12 protein-coding genes are annotated in these 20,772 nt (G+C 42.5%); 2 read left to right on the top strand and 10 right to left on the bottom strand.

Going from position 1 to position 20,772, the window contains the following annotated elements; all coding sequences use genetic code 11:
- Positions 1-89 precede the first annotated feature (89 nt).
- Both ABMY45_RS19920 and ABMY45_RS19925 read right to left on the bottom strand, forming a co-directional pair.
- The gene (locus tag ABMY45_RS19920; protein WP_349289389.1) at positions 90-11,882 is read right to left on the bottom strand and encodes an Ig-like domain-containing protein; all 11,793 of its coding nucleotides are present in this window, start codon (positions 11,880-11,882) and stop codon (positions 90-92) included.
- Between the two features lie 239 nt (positions 11,883-12,121).
- Complete coding sequence (locus ABMY45_RS19925; RefSeq protein ID WP_349289390.1) at positions 12,122-13,189, bottom strand: TIGR03032 family protein; 1,068 nt, start codon at positions 13,187-13,189, stop codon at positions 12,122-12,124.
- 165 nt (positions 13,190-13,354) lie between these two features.
- Between ABMY45_RS19925 and ABMY45_RS19930 the strand changes: the two genes are divergently transcribed.
- A complete protein-coding gene (locus tag ABMY45_RS19930) occupies positions 13,355-14,647 on the top strand; it encodes a sulfotransferase (RefSeq protein WP_349289391.1) in 1,293 nt (430 codons plus the stop codon).
- On the opposite strand, the gene ABMY45_RS19935 is transcribed toward ABMY45_RS19930, so the two are convergent.
- Positions 14,648-15,163, bottom strand: a complete 516-nt coding sequence (locus tag ABMY45_RS19935; protein ID WP_349289392.1) for a GNAT family N-acetyltransferase — start codon at positions 15,161-15,163, stop codon at positions 14,648-14,650.
- A 10-nt stretch (positions 15,164-15,173) separates the two neighbouring features.
- Positions 15,174-15,932 carry a sulfotransferase domain-containing protein gene (locus ABMY45_RS19940; protein ID WP_349289393.1) on the bottom strand — a complete coding sequence of 253 codons (759 nt, stop codon included), beginning with the start codon at positions 15,930-15,932 and terminating at the stop codon, positions 15,174-15,176.
- A 50-nt stretch (positions 15,933-15,982) separates the two neighbouring features.
- Here ABMY45_RS19940 and ABMY45_RS19945 point away from each other — a divergent pair, with 50 nt between their 5' ends.
- Entirely contained in the window at positions 15,983-16,537 is a 555-nt protein-coding gene (locus ABMY45_RS19945) for an aspartyl/asparaginyl beta-hydroxylase domain-containing protein (protein WP_017216640.1), read from the top strand.
- Here ABMY45_RS19945 and ABMY45_RS19950 read toward each other — a convergent pair.
- From ABMY45_RS19950 to ABMY45_RS19975, 6 genes are all read right to left on the bottom strand, one after another.
- Positions 16,497-17,783 carry a S8/S53 family peptidase gene (locus ABMY45_RS19950; RefSeq protein WP_017216639.1) on the bottom strand — a complete coding sequence of 429 codons (1,287 nt, stop codon included), beginning with the start codon at positions 17,781-17,783 and terminating at the stop codon, positions 16,497-16,499. The genes ABMY45_RS19945 and ABMY45_RS19950 overlap by 41 nt on opposite strands.
- Before the next feature lie 126 nt (positions 17,784-17,909).
- Entirely contained in the window at positions 17,910-18,440 is a 531-nt protein-coding gene (locus ABMY45_RS19955; protein ID WP_349289394.1) for a tail fiber protein, read from the bottom strand.
- Positions 18,441-18,451: 11 nt separating this feature from the next.
- The gene (locus tag ABMY45_RS19960) at positions 18,452-18,970 is read right to left on the bottom strand and encodes a tail fiber protein (protein ID WP_349195788.1); all 519 of its coding nucleotides are present in this window, start codon (positions 18,968-18,970) and stop codon (positions 18,452-18,454) included.
- Positions 18,971-18,983: 13 nt separating this feature from the next.
- Entirely contained in the window at positions 18,984-19,532 is a 549-nt protein-coding gene (locus tag ABMY45_RS19965; RefSeq protein WP_349289395.1) for a tail fiber protein, read from the bottom strand.
- Positions 19,533-19,544: 12 nt separating this feature from the next.
- A complete protein-coding gene (locus tag ABMY45_RS19970) occupies positions 19,545-19,844 on the bottom strand; it encodes a hypothetical protein (RefSeq protein ID WP_349289396.1) in 300 nt (99 codons plus the stop codon).
- A 203-nt stretch (positions 19,845-20,047) separates the two neighbouring features.
- Entirely contained in the window at positions 20,048-20,656 is a 609-nt protein-coding gene (locus ABMY45_RS19975; protein ID WP_349289397.1) for a hypothetical protein, read from the bottom strand.
- Positions 20,657-20,772 lie beyond the last annotated feature (116 nt).

Here is a 20,772-nt window from a genome sequence, read left to right on the forward strand (position 1 = left end):
CATGAAACAAGCTGCACCGAGTGACAGCCAATATAAAAAGGCCTCAACATTTAGTTGAGGCCTTTTCAATGCTAAAACTGCAGTTAAGCTTAAAAACGATAGCTCAAATTAAGAGCTAGGTCATTTACATCATTTGCTGAAATGAAATAATGGCTATAATCGACTCCAAGTGATAATGATTCACTTAACTGATAGTGAACACCACCACCTATGTAACCGCTAGTACCGCTGTCTTCATAACGAGTGGAAAATTGACCATCCCGAACGCTGTTAATCTTGTAATCCCAATTAAATGCGCCCAAGAACATCTTCCCTACAAATTTGTCTGCAAATGGTTTTGAATAATTGAACTGCAACGCAAGACCATCAGGCAAGACAGGAGCAACTCGTGCCAAAGTCATTTGGCTTTGTTCAGGATCAGCACTTAAGCCCGAAAACTCAACGCTACCTTGGCCAAGATCGATATAACGAAGTCCAATATGCCAATTGGGTATTAATTCGTAAAATGCGCCTATCGACCAACTGCTACTTTTCTCATCTAAGCTGACAACGTTTAGCTCAGTAGAATTAATTTCACTGTCTGCATTTGACTGCCCAAATGTCGCCTCTAACTCCCAATTGCTCGCCTGTGCCTGTGTTGTTAATAAACAACTACTACTTACTAATGCAAAGGCAGGTAAGAGTGATTTTCTGCGGCGAATCACCACCGCGCTGATTAATAGTATCAACATTCCTCCCATAGTCCCTGAGGACTTGTTAGTTATTGATGTAACTTGTTTCACCGCTACAGTGACATTTACTTGGCCTTCAGCCGTCGCACCAAACTCATCTTTAACAACATAGTTAATTGTATCTGTACCTTCAAATCCCGTTTTTGGTGTGTAGCTCAACGTACCATCGATATTGACGGCCACAGAACCTTGGCCTGCTGTTGCAGAAACAATGCTTAGCACGCCACCTTCAGGGTCACTATCATTTGCAAGTACATCAATGATAATTTTTGAGCCATTTGAGGTTGCCGTATCGTTCGCAACTTGTGGTGGTTGATTAGCAATAATAGAAACCGTTGCGGTACTATTACTCGATCCCCCCTGACCATCAGTGACACTATATTGAATAGTAGCATTACCCATAAATGCAGCTGGTGGTGTGTAATTCAGTTGGTTATTTTCTATACTAACCACACCAAAATCAACGCTTGCACCAGTTATGGCGAGTACATCATTATCACTGTCCGTATCGTTTGCAAGTACGTCAATAACAATAGTTTGCCCCGAAGCAATTGTCACACTGTCGGCGTTAGCTATGGGTTGTGCGTTATCCGTAATTGGTACTGCAATTCCACCTGGGTCGACAATACTGCCATTGGCAATACCATCGTCATCATTTGGGCCCCCATCAACTATACGTAGTTGCACACACCAATCACCATCGCTAAGGCCTGCGCTCCATTCGTTGCTTCCAGGTGGTGGACAGAAACCTGGCTCACCTTGAGTTGAGAGCAACTCGTTACCTTCTCCAATCACAAAGTCTTGCCACTCACCGCCAATTAATTTGCGATAAACCGCATTAAGTGGGATAGGTTTGCGTTGTGGTAACACGATACTATATACATCTCCCGGTTGTGGTAACCCCGTCGCAATAAAGTCGAACAAACCACCTGCATTATTTGCATCCGGATCTGAAGGTAACTCAGACTCTAACAGCTGTAAGCCACCCGTATTATTCTGCGGTACAGTTGCACCTTTACGTAAGCAAACACCAGGATCACCTTCCACCAAGAACTGATTTGATTCTAATGCTTGTTCTTGCACCACATTACAATCGGTGATCGCATCCATGAAGTCAGGAATACCATCACCATCCTGATCGACATAGCCTTCTTGATCATCAGGAATTAAATCCCCATCAGTATCTTCTCCGGACAATAATCCTAATGACGGAACAACCTCAATAAACACGGTTCGAGATGTCGACAAACTGGGGGTCGCATTATCTTCTGCCGTAACCCCTACTTTATAAATACCCGTAGGTACATTTTCAGGGCTAAACTCAAAGATAAATGGATCATCCGATGTATTGACTAACACTGCATCTGGCTGCCAACTGACACTCACTTGATCATTCGGATTAGGATCAGCAACCAAAGCTTCTATGGTAACCACATCATTAGAGGCGGTAATTAGGCTACGCTCTTCACCACTTTGCTTCACGACCGCCGTTAAGCTTGGTGCCACATTCTGCTCAACAATTGTTACTGTTGAAGTAGATTTAGCGCCTCTGTTAACTGAGTCACTCAAGGAAATCACAATGGTTTCGTTATCTTCACTTATACCATCAGCAAAGATATTAAAGGTGATGGTAGCACTAGTACCTGCGTTTATTACCACTTCACCCGACTGCAAATCGTGATCACTACTATCGGCTGTACCAGTTACGGTATAAGGCACCGTTACTGGGTAACTTGGTGCTGTGCCATTTAGATACACCTTCACAGAATGACTACGATCTTCGGCAACTCGACTATCTTTTTGCAGCGAGATCAGAGGATTGACGTTTAGATTTTGACTCGCAGTGGCTTGTTGTCCTTGATTATCAGTTGTCTGCCAATAAACAATATGTTTACCAGGTGCAAAGATAGGTGTACCTCTAACCAATGATACTGGCAGTGGGTTTCCTGAGCTATCTGTAGCGACAGCAATACCAAGGTTCACTTTTGTGAATAACCCAGTTGCATCCACTGTTAAATCACTTGGCGTAGTGATTGAAGGAGCATTGCCGGTGCTTGTATTATTAATCGTAATACTTGCATTAGCCTTTGCTCTGGCTTTACCTTCATCTTCAATCATATAAGTGACAACAATTGGCCCTTGTGTATTTTGCACGGCTTGGTAAGTCAAGGTGTTATTTGAAATAAACGCAGAGCCTATCGATGCTTTTGCACCTATAATTCTTAGCGTTCCGCCATCTGGATCACTATCGTTGCTCAAGACTGGCAGAACATACTGATTAGAAGCCACAGCATCGAAGGTGAAACTGTCATCAACGGCAATAGGTGCATCATTTACGGAAGTTACTGTCATCGCGACTGAAGCCGTATTTGACTTAAATTCACCGTCTGACACTGTGTAAGTAAATACATCGGAACCATTAAAGTTTGGCAATGGTGTATAACTAAACACGGTACCTTGAATTTGAACTGCACCATTTTGTGGCTGCGACACTAACTCCATTGTTAATGCATCACCATCTGGATCGCTAACATCTGCTGAGAAGCTTGTCGTTCCATCCTCAAGCACGCTTCTTTGCATATTGTTTGCAATCGGCGCTGCATTAACTGCCTCAACATTGATTTCAAATGCAGGTAAGCTTGCTTGCAAGGCACCATCGCTTACGCTAACGACAATATTGCTATAAGTACCTACATCTTCTCTAGTCGGCGTCCCCGCAATATTACCAGAGGACGTATCAAAGCTTGCCCAAGCTGGTAAGTTGGTCACAGCAAACGTCAATGTTTGAGAATCTACATCAGATGCCGTCGGCGTAAAGCTGTATGCGTCGTCTTGTTTAACACTTGTTGATGGCGTACCTGAGATAACTGGAGCGTCATTCACAGCGTTTACCACTATGCTGAACGCAGGCAACGATACATCAGCTTGGCCATCTGACACCGTAATAACAATACCGCTATATGTACCATCTTGTCCTTCAGTAGGTGTACCTGTAATAGCCCCTGTTAAGTCGTTGAAATTCGCCCAAACTGGAAGGTTTGTGACGCTAAACGTTAAACTATCACCATCTATATCCGTCGCCGTCGGTGTAAAGCTATATGCATCATCTTCATTGACAGAAGTTGAAGGCGTTCCCGAAATAACAGGTGCATCATTTACTGATGTCACGGTGAGATTCACTGTAGCCGCGTTTGAAACTAGCCCTTCAGTATCCTGTACCGTATAAGTAAAGCTATCATTGCCGAAGAAATTAGCATTTGGTGTATAAACAATATTACCTGTTGTGAGTACTTGTAGTGAACCGCCTTGAGGCTGACTAACAATAGCAACACTTGCGACATTAAGCTGGCTATCTACATCCGTATCGTTACCCAATACGTTGATTTCAATGTTGCCATCCTCAAGTAATTGAGCCGTGTTGTTAACAGCAACTGGCGCATCATTAACCGCAGTGATATTAACAGTAACCGTTGCAGGGTCAGAACGCAGCCCTTCACTATCTTCTACGGTGTAAGTGAAGGTCAATGTACCATTTTGGTTTTGTTTTGGTGTGATCGCGAGCACACCATCCGAACCAACCGTAACGGTAGCGAGATCGTAGTTGCCTGCACCATCACCTTTATCTTCAAGCGCAACATCTGAACCATCAAAACCTTGGTCTTCAACATCAGAGTCATTTGCAAGAATTGCCAATGTTGTCGCGGTATCTTCGTTTGTTGTTACCGTGTCATTACCCGCTATAGGTCGGTCGTTTACAGCGCCAATATTGACGGAAATAGTCGCAATATTTGACTTCCCACCCTCACTGTCAAGAATCGAGTAAGTAAAGCTATCACTCCCCGTCTCATTGGCATTTGGTGTATAGGTAATAGTGCCATTATTCAAGTCTATTGCCGCTTGACCTTTACTGGGCTGAGACTCAAGTGCAATAGTACCAGTTGGGTTGGTATCTTCGACATCCGTTGCATTTGCTCTCACGGGCAATGCTGAAGTTGGCGTGTCTTCGTCTATATTCGGTGTAAAGTTAGCCACGACTGGTAAATCATTTACAGGTGTAATGGTTATACTAACCGTTGCCTCATTAGATTCAGCCAGAGTCGAGTCTTTAACCGTATAAGTAAATGAATCCGAACCATTTTCATTCGCGGTTGGCGTAAAGGTCACTACCCCATTAGTAACGCTTAACTGTCCCTTAGTCGGTTGAGTTTTGATAGTAACCGATGAGGCAACCATGTTGTTTTCAGGGTCACTATCATTAGCAAGCACATTCACTGAGTTTGAGGCATCTTCAAGCGTAGTCAGCGTATCATTCACAGCCGTTGGTGCGTCTTCAATCGCGTTCATATTGATTGTTACGGTGTACACCGGTGAGCTGGCATTAGCACTGTCTTCAACATGATAAGTGAAGCTATCGGTATGATTCTCACTCCCCCCGTGAACATAGCTAAAACTACCGTCGGTGTTGAGGGTTAACGTGCCGTATTGCGGATCGGTGTCTTTCACTATCGTTAGACTGTCGTTGGAATCAAGATCATCGTCACTCGCAAGCGACAGTAGACCATTATTAAAGTCCCGCGTTAGTGTTGCGCCTTCATCTATAGTGAAGCTAGTACTTTGCCCAGTTGGTGCATCATTGGTATTAACAACTTCAATATTAAATGCGGTGAGTGTATCGCTATCCGTACCATCGCTCACCGAAATTTCAATATTAGAAGTCGTGCCAACATGAGAGTCATCTGGAGTACCTGAAAGTTTACCCGTTTGCGTATCAAATGTTGCCCAACTTGGTTTATTCGTAATACTAAAGGTATGAGTATCGGCTGTGTCAGAATCAGTCAAGGTCGGCGTAAAGTCGTATTCACTGTCTTCATTGACGCTCGTTGCCGGTGTGCCTGTGAGCACAGGGGCAACATTATACTTTTTAGTGACGGTGTCAGTTACTGCACTCGATTCATTCCCAGCGTTATCAGTTACAGTAACAGATAACGTCAATGTTCCTTCGTTTAATGAGGTGACATTAATTCCAGTCTCTTGGTGGGTAGTACCCGTTATAGATATTGCACTTGAGCTAGTTACTGAACTGCTACCGTCTGAGATTTCATAAGTAAAACTACCCGCTGATTCCAAGCCCGTTAATGTGAAGCTAAATGCAGTTTCATTACCTGCATTGATTAAATCTTGGTCAATCGCAGCTGAAATCCCACTTGGTGCGGAGTTGTCTAGCGTGACTGTCGTGCTCGCTGCGCTTGAGGTATTGCCTGCAGCATCACTTTGCGATGCCGTTACCGTCAATGTGCCATTGTTAAACGTGCTAACATCAAATTCTGAGCCACTTATTGTCCATTCGCCGGAACTATCAGCAGTGACAGTACGATCCGCACTATTCACACCATCATTGATAGTGACAACTACGCTATTTCCAGCTTCCGCTCCCGTTCCTACTATCAAAACATCATCATCTTCTGATGCATTTATTAAATCATCGCCTTCTATAGGCGTTGTGATCGCAGGTGCTGAAGGTGCTGAGTTATCCAATGTGATCGTGGTGCTAGCTGCACTTGAGGTATTACCTGCTGCGTCACTTTGAGTAGCTGATACAGTCAATGTGCCATTGTTAAACGTACTGACATCAAATTCCGAGCCACTTATAGTCCAGGCCCCTGAGCCGTCCGCAGTGACCGTTCGATTAAAACTATTTGCACCGTCATGTATAGTAACGGTTACACTATTACCCGCTTCAGCGCCCGTTCCTACAATCAACACATCATTATCTTCCGCCGCATTTACTCGGCCATCACCTTCAATTGGTGTCGTAATTGTCGGTGCAGAAGGTGCTGTATTATCGAGTGTAACAGTGGTACTTGCTGCACCAGAGATATTTCCTGCTGAATCTGTTTGCGTCGCCGATACAGTTAATTCGCCATTACTAAATCCACTAACATTGAACTCACTGCCACTGATAGTCCAGTTCCCGCTACCATCGGAAGTTACATTTTGATTCAGCGTTGCTGAACCGTCAGTAATACTCACGCTAACAGTCACGTTAGCATCGGCACCAGAGCCAGCAATCAAGACATCATTGTCTTCAGCGGCATTAATTTGACCATCTCCCTCAATTGGAGTCGTAATACTAGGCACTGAAACACTCGTATCGATGACCATTGATAAGCTACTGCTATTGGTAATATTACCGGCGGTGTCCGTTGATCGCGCTGTGATTGCGTGCGTACCACTGGTCATCGCCGAACTTGGAGTAATAGTCCATGCACCTCCCGCAGCTGTGGCTGAGCCAACAACGCCATCAAGATCAGAAATTAGTGTCACTGTGTCGCCCGTAGTTGCACTTCCTGTGAATGTGGGCGTTGTATCATTAGTAATGTTATCTGCATTTGAGGAGCCGGTATCACTCCCAGCGGTCAGATCTGGCGTGCTTGGCGCGGTAGGGGCTGTATTATCGATCGTTACGCTTAAAGAACTAGAGCTACTACTTACGTTCGTGCTCGCATCCGTGGCAGTCGCAAAAATCGAATGTGATAACCCTGCAGTCAACGGATCCGTTGTAATTTGCCAATTACCACCTGTTGCTGTGCCAGTACCAATGACCGTGGTGCCTCCACCTACCTGATCACTATATAATTTAACCGTCGCCCCGCTCTCAGCAGTACCACTGAAAGTTGGTGTGGTGTCATTGGTAATGTTGTCTGAGCTTGAAGCCCCAGAGTCTGAAGCCGCATCCAAGTCTGGTGTCGATGGCGCATTTGGGGCCACGTCATCGTTGACTGTTATCGTGAATGACTCTTGATAACTTGCGGTTCCATCACTCGTTTGAATACAAATAACATAGTCACCCGGAGATGTTGATGCTTGCGTTTGTAACGTAGCTCCTGAAAATTGGAAACTGCCGTTACCCGTATTTGCGCTACATGTACCACCATCGCTACTGCCAGCCGTAACCAAGCTATAGGTATGACTGTCACCACTTTCCACATCTGTGGTGCTGGCTGTCGCCACGGTCGCAGCAGTTCCGGTATTCGATTGGTCTATGCTTGTTGCTGTCAATGCAATATCGGTAGGGGCATCATTTACGGGAGTAATAGTAACTGCGGCCTGATTTGTACCAGTACTGTCTGCCGTACCATCATTAAAGGTATAGTTAAGTGTTACAGATGAACTTGGATCCTCAGAGCTGTTACCATAGCCAATTGATTGCAATACATTATCCACTAGCGCAGAAGTAGCACTGCTGTTGAAAGTAAGTACCAGTGTGCCTGCAGAGTTAGTTGTTACTGTACCGACCTCAGTGCTATTGTAACTTAGCGCGCCTCCCTGAGTCAGTGTGCCTAGCAGCCCTGTGTTACTAAATACATCTTCACTATTAGCACCACCTGAACGTGAGATTGTTAGCGATGCACCGTCATAGTTACCATTTCCACTATTGAGTGCGTCAAGTTCAGTATCTGCAATGGTTACATCGCTGTCTATCGCAATCGAAGTTCCATTTTCAGTAAAGGTATTACCACCATTTAAATTACTAAAGATAGGCTCATCATTCGCAGCTTCAAAGGTGATCACTGTATCACTGCCAGAGTCAGCGACCGTGAATGCTAGGTCCTCCCCTGGGGCGTTCGTAAGGGAAAGCGACACTTCTACACTGGCGAAATCAGTTGCATTGGTATCCACCTCTAACGTGCTCGTGCCGCTGAAACGAATATTGCTGGTTGATAATCCTGTGACGCCTGTAATTGTTATCTTATCTCCGATGCTAAGATCGGCTATTGTGTCACCATTTAAATCACTTTGCTCACCGACAAAATTATCGTTTCCATCGTTACCTGTCATGGTATCTGTACCGCCGCCAGGACGTATAGTGTCTGCACCACTACCACCTGTGATCGTATCAGAACCATCCAAATCTGTTGCCGTTATTTCTAACACATCACTAGAAAACGCAGAAGCGTCTATGACTAGGTCAGACGTGATTGCACTGCCGCTGCCATTTGCAACCGACACCGATTGACCGTCAGCATTAAAGTTGTCTGTGAGTGTGATCGTTGCTGCGCTGTTTGTTCCTATAGCAATACCTTCAATGGCAGAAACCGAGGAGGTTGAGAAGTCAAATGTTCCACCATCCATGAGTTTTAATGTCTCGCTGCCCGCAGCCCCTGAAATCGCTGTTGCAAAATCACTCAAATTGGCTACATCAATCGCGACAGTTGCGCCACTAGATAGGCTGAGGTTTCCTACATTGAAGAATCCACCTCCAGTTACATCCGCACCATCTGACGCTAAAACGGAGTCTGCTACATTTGGATCGCCAGTTAAATCGCCAGTGTAGGTGCTACCACCAATATTAAAGGTAACAGCATCATCGCTCGACGTTGCAGAAACATCAGTGGTACCGTTACTGATGGTAATGGTCCTAGTATTGCTAGAATCGTCACCAACACTATAAACTTCAACCGAAGAGAAAGTGGTGATATCCCCATCACCAGAGATATTGATAGTTTCTGATCCAGCTGCTGAAATATTACCAGTAAAACTTTCATGTTGAGCTACTGTCATGGAAACAGACGCGCCGGAGGCTATCGTTAAATTACTGACCGCGTTTATACTTGCTGCCGTAATATCAGCACCAGAACTTAAAGACAAAGTATCGGCAGTGGTATTTTCGCCTGTAATTGTTCCAGTATAAGTGAGCGAACCTAAATCGAAGGTAATTGCGTCTGAAGTTGAAGTACCAGTAACAGAATGACCTGCACCGCTCACGGTCACCGTTCTTGAATTGGTTAAATCATCAGATAAAGTATAATTTTCAAGCGCTGAGACCGTTGTAATATCGCCATCACCAGAGACAGTTAGAGAATTAGTGCCGTCGCCGGAAACCGAACCAGTAAACGATGACAACTGAGATACTGAAACTGTTGCAGAGCCACCAGTTGCTACAGAAAGGTTTTCAAAACCGCTTACTGACGCGCCTGCGATATTTCCGCCATCACTAATTGAAAGCGTATCTGTACCACTGCCTCCTGCTAGAGTACCAGTAGCTGTGAATGTACCAACATTTACGGTGTCGTCACCACTGCTGCCTGTTACACTTTGCCCAGCAGCGCCAAGCGTAAAGGTATTAGCCGCTGAAAGTATGTAAGTTTCAATTGCACTGTTACCTGTTAAGCCATCACTCACATCACTGATAGTGATACTCTCAGAGCCTGCCGCAGTAATCGTCGTAAAGCTGTCATGCTGCGCTTCCGTCATAGTGACCGATGCATTATCGCTTAAGGTCAGTGATTCGAAACCACTGAGTGTAGCACCACTGATGTTTGCACCATTATCTGCTTGTAGAGTATCTGTGCCTGCGCCAGCTGCGAGCGTACCTGACGGCGTAAACCCGGTTACATTAAGCGTGTCATCCCCGCTGCTACCCGTCACGTTTTGTGCCGCCGCTCCCATGGTAAAGTTCATTGCAGCGCCTAACACATAAGTTTCAATATCGCTATCACCGGTTAGGGTTTGATCTCCATCAGCGCTAGATATGGTAAATTGGTTTGTACCTGAGCCATTGATGGTAGTAAACGCATCATGCTGCGCTTCGGTCAGCGTTAAAGCACCGTCATTGTCTGGGGTTAATGTTTCAAAATTAGCTAGCGACGTAAAGTTAGCTAGATTAGAGCCAGTTACTACAAATAGTGTATCGGTACCTGCGCCCCCATCCGCAGTTGAACCCGTTATATGGCTAGCGTCAGCAATAGTCAGTGTTTCATCGTCACCAGTAAAGGTGATTGCTGGAGATAAGTTTGTGCCGTTTGTTGTATTAAAACTGGCTGCGGTACTGCTTGCTGCAGTGACATTACTCACGGAAATAGTCGCTGTGCGAGAAGCACTATTAACTGTACCATCATTTATAACAACAGTAACAGTTCTTGCGGTTTCATTGGGACTACTGGAGGTGTTGTTGTAAGTGACTGCCTGTAAGAAGGTTTGCACTTCTGCTGCTGAGGCTGTAAGGCTCGAAATGCTAATCGTACTTGCTCCCTCAAAAGCTGAAGATCCTGATGTACCTTTTAACGTATCTACAGCGGAAGCGGAAACATATAGTCCTTCTCCTGTATCTCCCTGCGTATTTGTTAGTTCAATCTGTACTGAGCTTATCGTATCACCATCAGACTCAGTCACACTCGCATTTGGAGCTATGCTAACGGCCCCACCCGCTTCTGAGAAAGACGCGCTACTGTCATCACTACCACTTGTTGAATCTAAATCGACCACTGGCGCTGTGTTGGCCGCCTCTATCGTCGCCTTAATTTGAAAGTTATAAGGGTTTTCGTCTGAATCGTTATTATTAAATGAAACTGTTGCGGTCTGTTCACCGACACTCGACGGATCTAATGTTACGACAAACGTTGTACTACCACTTGATGAGACGCTGCTAGCTGGTTGCGTAGTCACACTAAAATCAGAAGAACCAGAAATCGAGACCAAAGGTGAGCCGCTCAGCGTCAAACTCCCAGTTCCTGAATTACCAATAGTGAAAGTGCGGGTTAAGTTAGCATCACCTGAGGTATGTGTGCCGAAGTCGGTATGATCTGATGTTGAGGGTGTCGCATCTCCGTCGACTATAGTCTGACCATTACCTGTTACGTTTACCTCCGGCGTGAGTGGTGTTGAAGCACAGTCTGTATCGCTTGTGCAGGCCTGTCTATCATTCGGACCACCATAGCAAAAACCGTCATAACATACACCGTCAGCCGCGGTATTGATTTTCCCTTTAGTATCGTTATCCCCGATAAAAGACTTATGATTATTTGAAAACAGCTCAAGCTCTTTCATCACTTGTTTTAATACAGGGCTATGACGGTTTCTAGCTTTTGAGCCCGCCAAAAAATCATCGAGATCAAACTCAACCGAAGGCTCTAAAGGCTCACCTATCTGCGCACTGGAAGCTTTTTCAGGATGTTGATAACTAGACGTTTGCGCTGAGCTAGTCACACTATAACCCGCGGAAAACCCCATTAAAGCAAATGTAAGTACCTTACAACCATTTAAATGAAGGATGCGTTGATTGTTCTCTCTCCAAGTTTTTCTATCATCAGAATGTAAAACTTGGCTAGTCGCGGTTGTGATCTGCGAAAAATTAAAACTCGAACGATTCATACTGGTTCCCTAAAACTCCCTGCATTAATGCAGTACTGAAAAATAAACTAACACGCAGAAAGAAAAGCAAAGCCGTCATTCCAGTTTTGCTTCTAAATGCCAAATATTTTCAAATAACCAACTAAAAATTGTAATCCGATCAATATAATTATTCAATTACATGCAATTACACTGAATTTCTTATTTTGTATCGAAATTAAGAAGAAGGTGCAACCTTACGAGTTGCACTGAATTTTGACTTAACTATAGACGATTATCTCACTTACTTCATTCTCGTCCATCTCAAATATTTTAGGGAACCGTTCGCCTTTTATTATCGTAACATCGTAAATTTGATCTAATACTCCAGAAAAGTTTAGTGTGGCGATTTCTTCTCCACTTCTAAGATCAAAAGCCACAATACCGCTTGATAGCTCATCGGTGTTCGACAGTAACGGCATATCACTAAAACGCTTACTACCGTCTCGTGCACCGCGTATTTTCGAGAGACCAACAAAACCGAGCTTACCAGTCAAAGTAAGCCCTCTTGTAAATCCGTTTACTTCAATCACTTTTTTGAGCCCGCGTACATCCCAACACCAAACGCTTCCAGTACCTGACTCACAAAAATACAACGAATCATTATGCCATTTTGGGCTATGTGGCAAACTGAGCTCGTTTGCAATTACCTTCTCATCACTAATACGCATAATTCCCCCAGTAAAACTGCTTTCACTCTGCCAACTAAGCTTACTATCTAAATCGCTAAAATATGAAACAAACTCAGGCTTGCCACCTTTCATCGCCATACCGTTTAAGTGGCAGTGGTCTTGCGCAACTAATTTACTAATAAAAGGGGGTCGCCAAAAAGACTTAAACTGTTTGCCATTTTCTATCGTCGCTATACAGTTGAAACGTGTATTAACTAAGTATATTGGTTCGTCATCGTTGAGTCCTCCAAATGCTACGTCATGAGTATCTAAAAAGCCCGTGACGTGTGTTTGTACTGGATGATAAAATGAGTCGTGCTTAGTCTCTAAAGACTGCAAAACTGGGTGTTCATGTGGCTTCATTACTCTGTCATATCGCAATAATTGTGCATAGGCTGCAAAAGCCATTTTAGTTTGTGAAGCATTAACAGCAACGCCCAGCACTCGTGGCATTCTCACCACTTGTAACTGAATTTCACAACCATCGTTCGAACTGATAATCAGCAATCCATCTAAGTTATGGCTTGATACGAGAATAGTAGAACGCATTGCGTGTAATAAGGCAGGAAAACGTTCGCAATATTCGATGCCAAATGATAGTTTAGTCTCTGCCGTCATATCTAGATCATTAATATTTATCAATAAGATAGATGAAAATGTATAATATAGTTACAGTTACCGCTACTGATTTCTTCCTTTTCGCAACATATTTTTGTGGTGGTAATGTATTTAACTCATTAAAGAATCAAAAGTTAAGTTTTGGCAAGTGTCTAAGGAGCCAATGTGCGATTAACAAAACCCTTGCTCACAATAGGGCATGTAGATATCAACGATATTTGTTCCGCGGTCGATGCTTTGGCCGAGTCTCATTGGCAAGAAAATACTTATCGACAAACTTCTTATGAGGTACATAAGCAAACAAGTAGCATTGTTTTACTTTTTAAATCGGATTCATATACGGGAGTCAATGAGCCTCTGCTCAACGTATTTCAGCCATTACTCGCACCAATTTTTGCAAGATTTGCTCAGTACTATGGCTATCATAAGTTGGATATATCAAAAATAATGTTTGCTCGTTTACCAGCAGGTCGCAGCATTTCACAGCATTACGATTCAGATCCAATGTTTGCCAGATACCACCGCGTACATGTACCACTTAAAACCAATCCCCTTGTTGATTTTCACATAGAAGATAATTCCTACTCTCTTAAAGCAGGCATAATGTACGAGCTTAATAACCTTGCTTTACATGGCGTTTTTAATGGTTCACAAGAAGACCGCATTCATCTGATTTTTGATGCTCGGCCAATAAAACGCGTCGCTCAGGCAACTACACACTTATTTATTTTAAGTCCAAATAATTCAGGCTCGACCCTATTGTCTAACACATTAGCAGCAGGAAAAAATGTACTTAGCCTACCAACCGAGGGCCAATATCTGCCTGAGTTTATCGGACCAAACCCTGCTCATGATGCTAGCATGTACGTGTGGAGCCAATTTAATACACTAAACCGCCTAACTGATCCTCGAAGTTACAACTGGCCAGCTATCAGAAAAGGGTGGAGTAATTGTGTTACACAGCCTCAAAATGGTGCCAACTTGTTTATCGAAAAGTCACCATGCAATATCGCTCGCATGAATATGCTTATTGAAGAATTTGATAACGCCAAGTTCATTTTTTTAGTTCGAAACCCGATCGCAACCTTTGAGTCGATAATTCGTGGTCGAGCTGACCTTTACAATATTGAGCAACTCGCTGTCGACCACATTATTTGGTGTTTTATGCAACAAAAACAAAATATAGAGTCTTGCGCTGCTCCATATTTGCTTATTCACTATGAAGCTATTTGTGATAACCCTACAATAATTTCGAAGCAGTTGGCGGAGTTTGAGCCAACTCTTGATTCTGTGGATTTCTCAACAATACATAACGTCAAGGGTCGGACATCTCCGTTAGTCAACTTTAACAATCAGCAAATGGAAAGCCTGAGTGAAGCACAACTAGCCTTTGCTATTAATGCCTTCACTCCTTATGCCGCACTGTTTGCTTATTTCGATTATGACCTCTTAGTATAGTCAAACATAGATTTTAGATGCTGCCTGCGGGTACCACATCATCTTTTCCGACGGGCCTTCTATGCTCGTCACTCTGAACCCCAGTCTTAAGTATAAACGTTTTGCTGCGAAATTATGAGAAAGCACACACAAACTCATTGAAGCACCAATTTTACCTGCTATGTGCATAAATGAGCGTAATACAGCCTCCCCAAACCCATTTCCTCTAGCCTTTTTAATAATAGCTAAGTCTACTAAATGCACTTGATTCTCAGAAAAATCGATTACAGCTCTGCCAATCGGTTCATTCTGCTTTTCGATGATAAAGTACATTGCATTTGGAAATTGCTCTCCATATCCTTGATTCATTGCTTTGAATTGTAATTCAATTAAGGACTCTATAAAGTCTGGCTCGCCCTCTACTAGGCGTAAATCGTCACGCTTTTCATTGTGTACTCTTTGTAAAAATCCGCTATCGCTTGGCTTCGACATTCTTACATGTAGTCCTTTTGGTAATACGAGTTCGCTAAAATTCATAACCTTCCTCTTAAAAGTATTCGCTTAACAGTGTTTTTGCTGGCGATGTTAGCCGACTGTCCAGTATATTTTTTATATTATCAATTTGTGGCTGCGAAAAATGTTGGATATGTCCGTTAACCTTCCCTTCTCTCGCTCGCAAAGAGTTTGGATTAGCAGGGTCTATTACTATCCGTGAGTTTGGAAACCCTTTTTCTATTTCCAAACGCCTCAGCGAATCAAAGGTTGAACATGCTATGGCTTGCGTTAATTTATCAACTTCCAGCGGCAGTTCAAAAAACTCGATCACTGAGCTCATCACAGCTATTGTATTTCTATGTAAACTCTCATAACTTATCGTCTTTAACTGTTCGGAGCGTTTATTGATGAGTGTTGCTGCAAGTTCGTTGTAAAATTCAATTAGTGAAAAAATACCTTGTGTTACAGTGAACTCTGATAGCGAAGGCAAATCTCTATTGTGACGATTTAACAACTGGAAATAGTATGAAACCAAAGTGTCTAATGGACAGCGTTTGATAATAAGCAACTTATCAGCTTCTTTGCTATGAGATACTGCATGACTAAAAGTAACGAAAGGGTCTTGCTGTGATAAAGCATATGCAGGGAGCCCTCTCTCGGGATCTAAGTTATAATTGGGGCATAAGGTGAACACGCTAAAAAAATCTATTGACTTGTGTACTTTTACATACTGATTAATATAATTAGCAAGTATGAATCTGACCCAGGTTCTACCGCATTTGGGGAAAGAGCATACTAAATTAGTTTTCAAAACACATTCTCTCTCAATTATGATACTTTAACTATTTATTCAGGACGCCCATGTGTTATTTCGATGGAAAAATACGTCAATTAACAACTGTTCCAGACTCTATCTTTGAGCCACTGTATAAAAAAGTACAACTAAGCAGTACAAAATGGGACAGCATAAATAGCGCTAAACCTAACAATTTCCAATGTTTTCATAGCACAGAGCACATTGTTTTCCAATTCCCAAAAAATCTAGACAATCACCTAGAGTCATATTACACCCATCAGTGGGAAAACTGGAAAATGACTATACAGCCATTAATTGATCATGTAATTAAAGTTTACAATTATCACAATGGCAGGACTGCTCGAATTATGCTTGCAAAGCTACTACCACACAGCCATATAGATTTACATATTGATCAACATGTTTCAGCTGATATCCCCCATAAAATTCATATCCCTATAATAACAAACAAAGAGGTTCTTTTTATTGAGGAAGATAAAGGCTTCCATTTATCACCAAAAATAGCATATGAAGTAAACAACAAGATAATGCATGGTGTAATCAATAAGTCAGATCAAGCTAGAATCCATTTAATATTCGACTTTTTTGACTCTCCATAATCACCTTAATTAGCTCGTTTACATTTAGGTTTTTACTATTATTGCGCTTAACAAAGTTAATAAATTGCTCTCTTGTTAACTCAGGATACGCACTTAAAATCGCTGCGGAGACTCCTGTGAATGCAACACTAGCAGCAGATGTCCCTGTATAAAATGCGCTGTAGTCAGCCTGATTTTCATTATAAACCGTATAAGGAACAGGCAATGCTATAAGTATATTTTCCCCTTTTACTGGCCCATAATTTTCGCCATGCATCGCATTAATGGCGATCACTTGACTTTGATTTGCTAACATAAAACCGCCATCTAACTGCATAGGTATGTTACCAGCTGCTACAATCACCAATGTCCCTCTTCCTTGCCGACCGTTTTTTGCTAGATCAGTCAAAACCTGCTGTAGTGAGGCCGGTACAAACATTAATGTCCAAGGGCAAGAGATCACATCCGACCCAGACATTTTTGCCAAAAAAAACGATAAGATAATATCGGATGTCCAGTTATACTCTCTAGCGATTAATACTGCATCCGCTTTAGGCGCTAAACCTTGATATTGCTCATGTGTTGACCAAATTAAAGCACTACCTGAATTACCATGAAAGCCATCTTGTTTTAGATTTTTTAGCTGCTGGGGATTATCGGATCGAGCCTTTAACTCATCAACACTATAATGGAGTTTAATAGGGGTACGTCTCAGAAATGGGTCTTCTAATGTAAATGCTTTATCTATTATTGCAACGACAGTCCCCTCTCCAGCTCTGTCAAACCAGCGCTTAACTGAAAGTGATTCTCGAACTGGTGTATGAGTGTAAATTTTCCATATATCAGGAGTCTCATTATTTTTTCGTTCTAGTCGAACTTGCAAAAAGTCTGGCTCAAAGTCTATTATTCCGTCTACATGAGCTAAATTTTCCAACAACTCAAACGTATGATTTACACCATCTGTAAATACTACGCTCCAAGCTTCACCCAAAAAGTTATAAACCTTAAAGTGAGACAGGGAAGATATTTCTTTTATTTTATCTATCTCAACACTATGCTTTATTAAAATACGTTCACCAATAAGTAAGCCAAAATTATCTAAGTTTGGATGATGGTACACTGGAGCTTCTTTGAAATCAGAGTGATAATCTAAAGTAATTGAGCTATTACCATATTTAACATTCAGATTCTTTGGCCACCCAACAGAATTTAACGCATAAGAAGAAGCAATATTAAGGAAAGAAATTAAAAATAAGTATAACCTCATCAATTACAACCATATAAAACGCATAAAGCATTAAATAACTAAAATAAAATACGGAATTAACTCTTAATAAAGCCTTAGGTATCTACACAGTACATTGTATCCTATGTAGATACCTTTGGAAAAGAGTTAACTACGAGACGGATAAATCCCATCAAGGCAAATGAAAAATTTTATTGCAAGCCAAGGTTGCCTATTTTCATGGGCTTGCCCACCTCCGGTAATTGCAACACTCCCATCATCTAGCTCGCTACCGTCACTGTTTAAATCGAAATGATCAAATATGGTGTTATTGCTAATTAATGCAGCAGGTAAATTACCCGGAATAGTAGACTCCACATTATTACTCGTGCTCCCCATCATTTGATGAGTATGCGAGGGTATCTGTTCTGTTGTTAACTCCACACTGCTAGCTCCTCCATGTTCAGACACCGCCCAATCAAATAAGCCTGGACCTTGTCCAGAATGTATTGGCGTGCGCCCTATCAAGTTTGGTATCGCGAAAGAGACACGGCCGTCTCCCCCGTACATGTTCCCAATAAGTGAAAATAGCGCACTATTTTGGCCAATTGGCATTAGTTGCCCCTCACAAGCAGCCCAACGTTCAGGCGTGAAAGTATAAGGCATCATTGAAATTTCACCGTAAAACGAGTCGCTCATAACGTTTCCTTTTAGCTTCTAGGGGGATATACACCGGCCATACAAATAACAAAATTGACAGCTAAGCTTGGCGCGACATTCAAATGTCGATCACTTTGACCAGCTGAAGATACAGCAGCAGCACTCATGGGCACTATCGAACCACTTTCCGTTTCAGGCGCAAATTGCTCTGCTGCTCCAAGCACAGCACCAGATGGGTCTCCTAAATTTGCAGGTTCAGAACTAGCCCTAAATGAGTGGGTATGGGATGGGATCTGGGATTCAGTCAATGTTTCGAACTCTGTACCAAATTTTTGACCCAAAGCTCGAGGCGTCAATCCAGGCCCAGAGCCTTGCCCTACAGGTACTCTTCCCCTCATCTCTGGTAGAGCAAAGCTAGCTCTCCCATCTCCGCCAAATGTAGTCCCCAATAAAGAATATAAAGCTTGATTTGTCGAAACTGCAAGCTGCTGGCCGTCACAAAAGGACCAATGCATTGGAGCAAACGTGCCCGCAAACATAATAATTTCTGATAAATACCTACTAGACATAAACTATTCCTTATTAGCTTCGCTGAGGGTATAACCCGTCCAACGCTATACAAAAGTTGATAACGCAACTAGGCTGCATATTATTATGGGCTTGCCCACCCGATGCAGGGCTAGCTGTCAATGTTTGCAAGCTGGTATCTTTCAAACTAGATGGGTTTGAAGGTGCTTTAGTGTACGCTTCGGCACCATCAGGATTTACAGAAGCAAATACAGCAGGTTTTGCTTGTTTGTTATTATTTGGTTTACGCAGCGTCCCGCTTAGACTTGAAACATTCACTTTGTGAGAATGAGCGGGCATTGTCGCATTGGTAATAAAAACGTTTTCCAAACCACCGAATGATCCCTGATGTTCTCCAGCTTGGTAGTTCGGGTGAATAGGTACTCTCCCACATAGATTGGGGAGGGCAAAATTCGTTCGACCATCACCACCAAATTGAGCTCCCAATAATGAATACAACGCTTGAAACTGGTTTATTTGCATCAAGCTGCCGTTACAGAAAGCGTAATCCGCAGGAGCAAAATTACATGCAAATTGTTGAATCATACCAAAATAAGGTGTCATAAGACCTCCACTCTACGGCTCGTTAAGCACTTTTTTACGTGAGAAAATAATTTCAATTTCACTCGGTGAATTGGGACACATAAATAACTCCACAGAGCCCAGTTCAGGATGACTTACCATATAATTTCCCTGTTTGGGTACGTTGCTGGTATCTGTATTTTTTAAATAGACTATATACCCTTCCCAGTGTTCATTATTCGTGGGGGAATAGGTAACTTCTGAAATTTGCAAATTCGCCTGATAATCAGGTGACTTTATTTCTAGCGGTTGTCCTTCTATTGATTTTAAATTTTCAAACGTATATTTTTCCATATTAAGCTCCTAGCCGGTGACGTTTGGACAGTATAAAAACATTAACAGAGCCCCTCGTATTACTGATACTTGGCTCTTTTTCATTTAAAGCTAAGTTTGTTTCGTTACTAGGGTTTAGTACATATTTTACGAGCCTACAAACTTTTATTCTTTATATCTGTGGCTGATAGACTCACATAGGCACCTACAGTAAGCTCTTATTTTTATAAAAGTACATTGTTAGCGACACGACTAACATTAATCAACACGCCACTCGATGTATATTCGAACTGCTGTTGTCGCATACCGCAGAGCACAACAATATTGCCACTAGAATTCAACTCCAACGATTTAATCCCATTAACTCTGTTAGGAGCGTCATACGCGAGCTCACCAATTGTCATCAAATGCGTGCCGTCGAAGCTTAATTGATCTATGGTTGATAACTGCCTGCCCACAACATAAATTAATTGTTTTTCGGCATCGACAGTAAAATCGACAACCCTATTGATATTATTTGGTAACGAGATGTGATCTACACGATGACCATCAAGTGTGTAGATGTCTATTTGTCTGGACAATTCAAAATAAATGTATAAGTGATTGTCTCCACGTCGAATAATAAGAGGCTGGGCATCGAAAGTTACCAACTCCCCCTGCGGATTATGGATTGAAATCTTAGGTCGAGAGATACCTAAACTATCAAATTGCTCTAAGGGCAATTTGGGGATAACTGTGATGCTTCCTCGATAAGCAGCAAAGGTGAGAGCTGGCACAAACGCCATTCCAAAAACACCAGCCATGGCTACTTTAACAAATCCTCTTCTATCCATTGTTGCAGTTCCTTATTTAAAAATTGTTATTTACTGCATTCAAGTTCGAAAATTCTATATGGTTACCAAGATGTAGACAATTACACCTCATTACACACAACTATACCTGAGTACCA

This window comes from Pseudoalteromonas sp. XMcav11-Q (genome assembly GCF_040104525.1).
Taxonomy (GTDB): domain Bacteria; phylum Pseudomonadota; class Gammaproteobacteria; order Enterobacterales; family Alteromonadaceae; genus Pseudoalteromonas.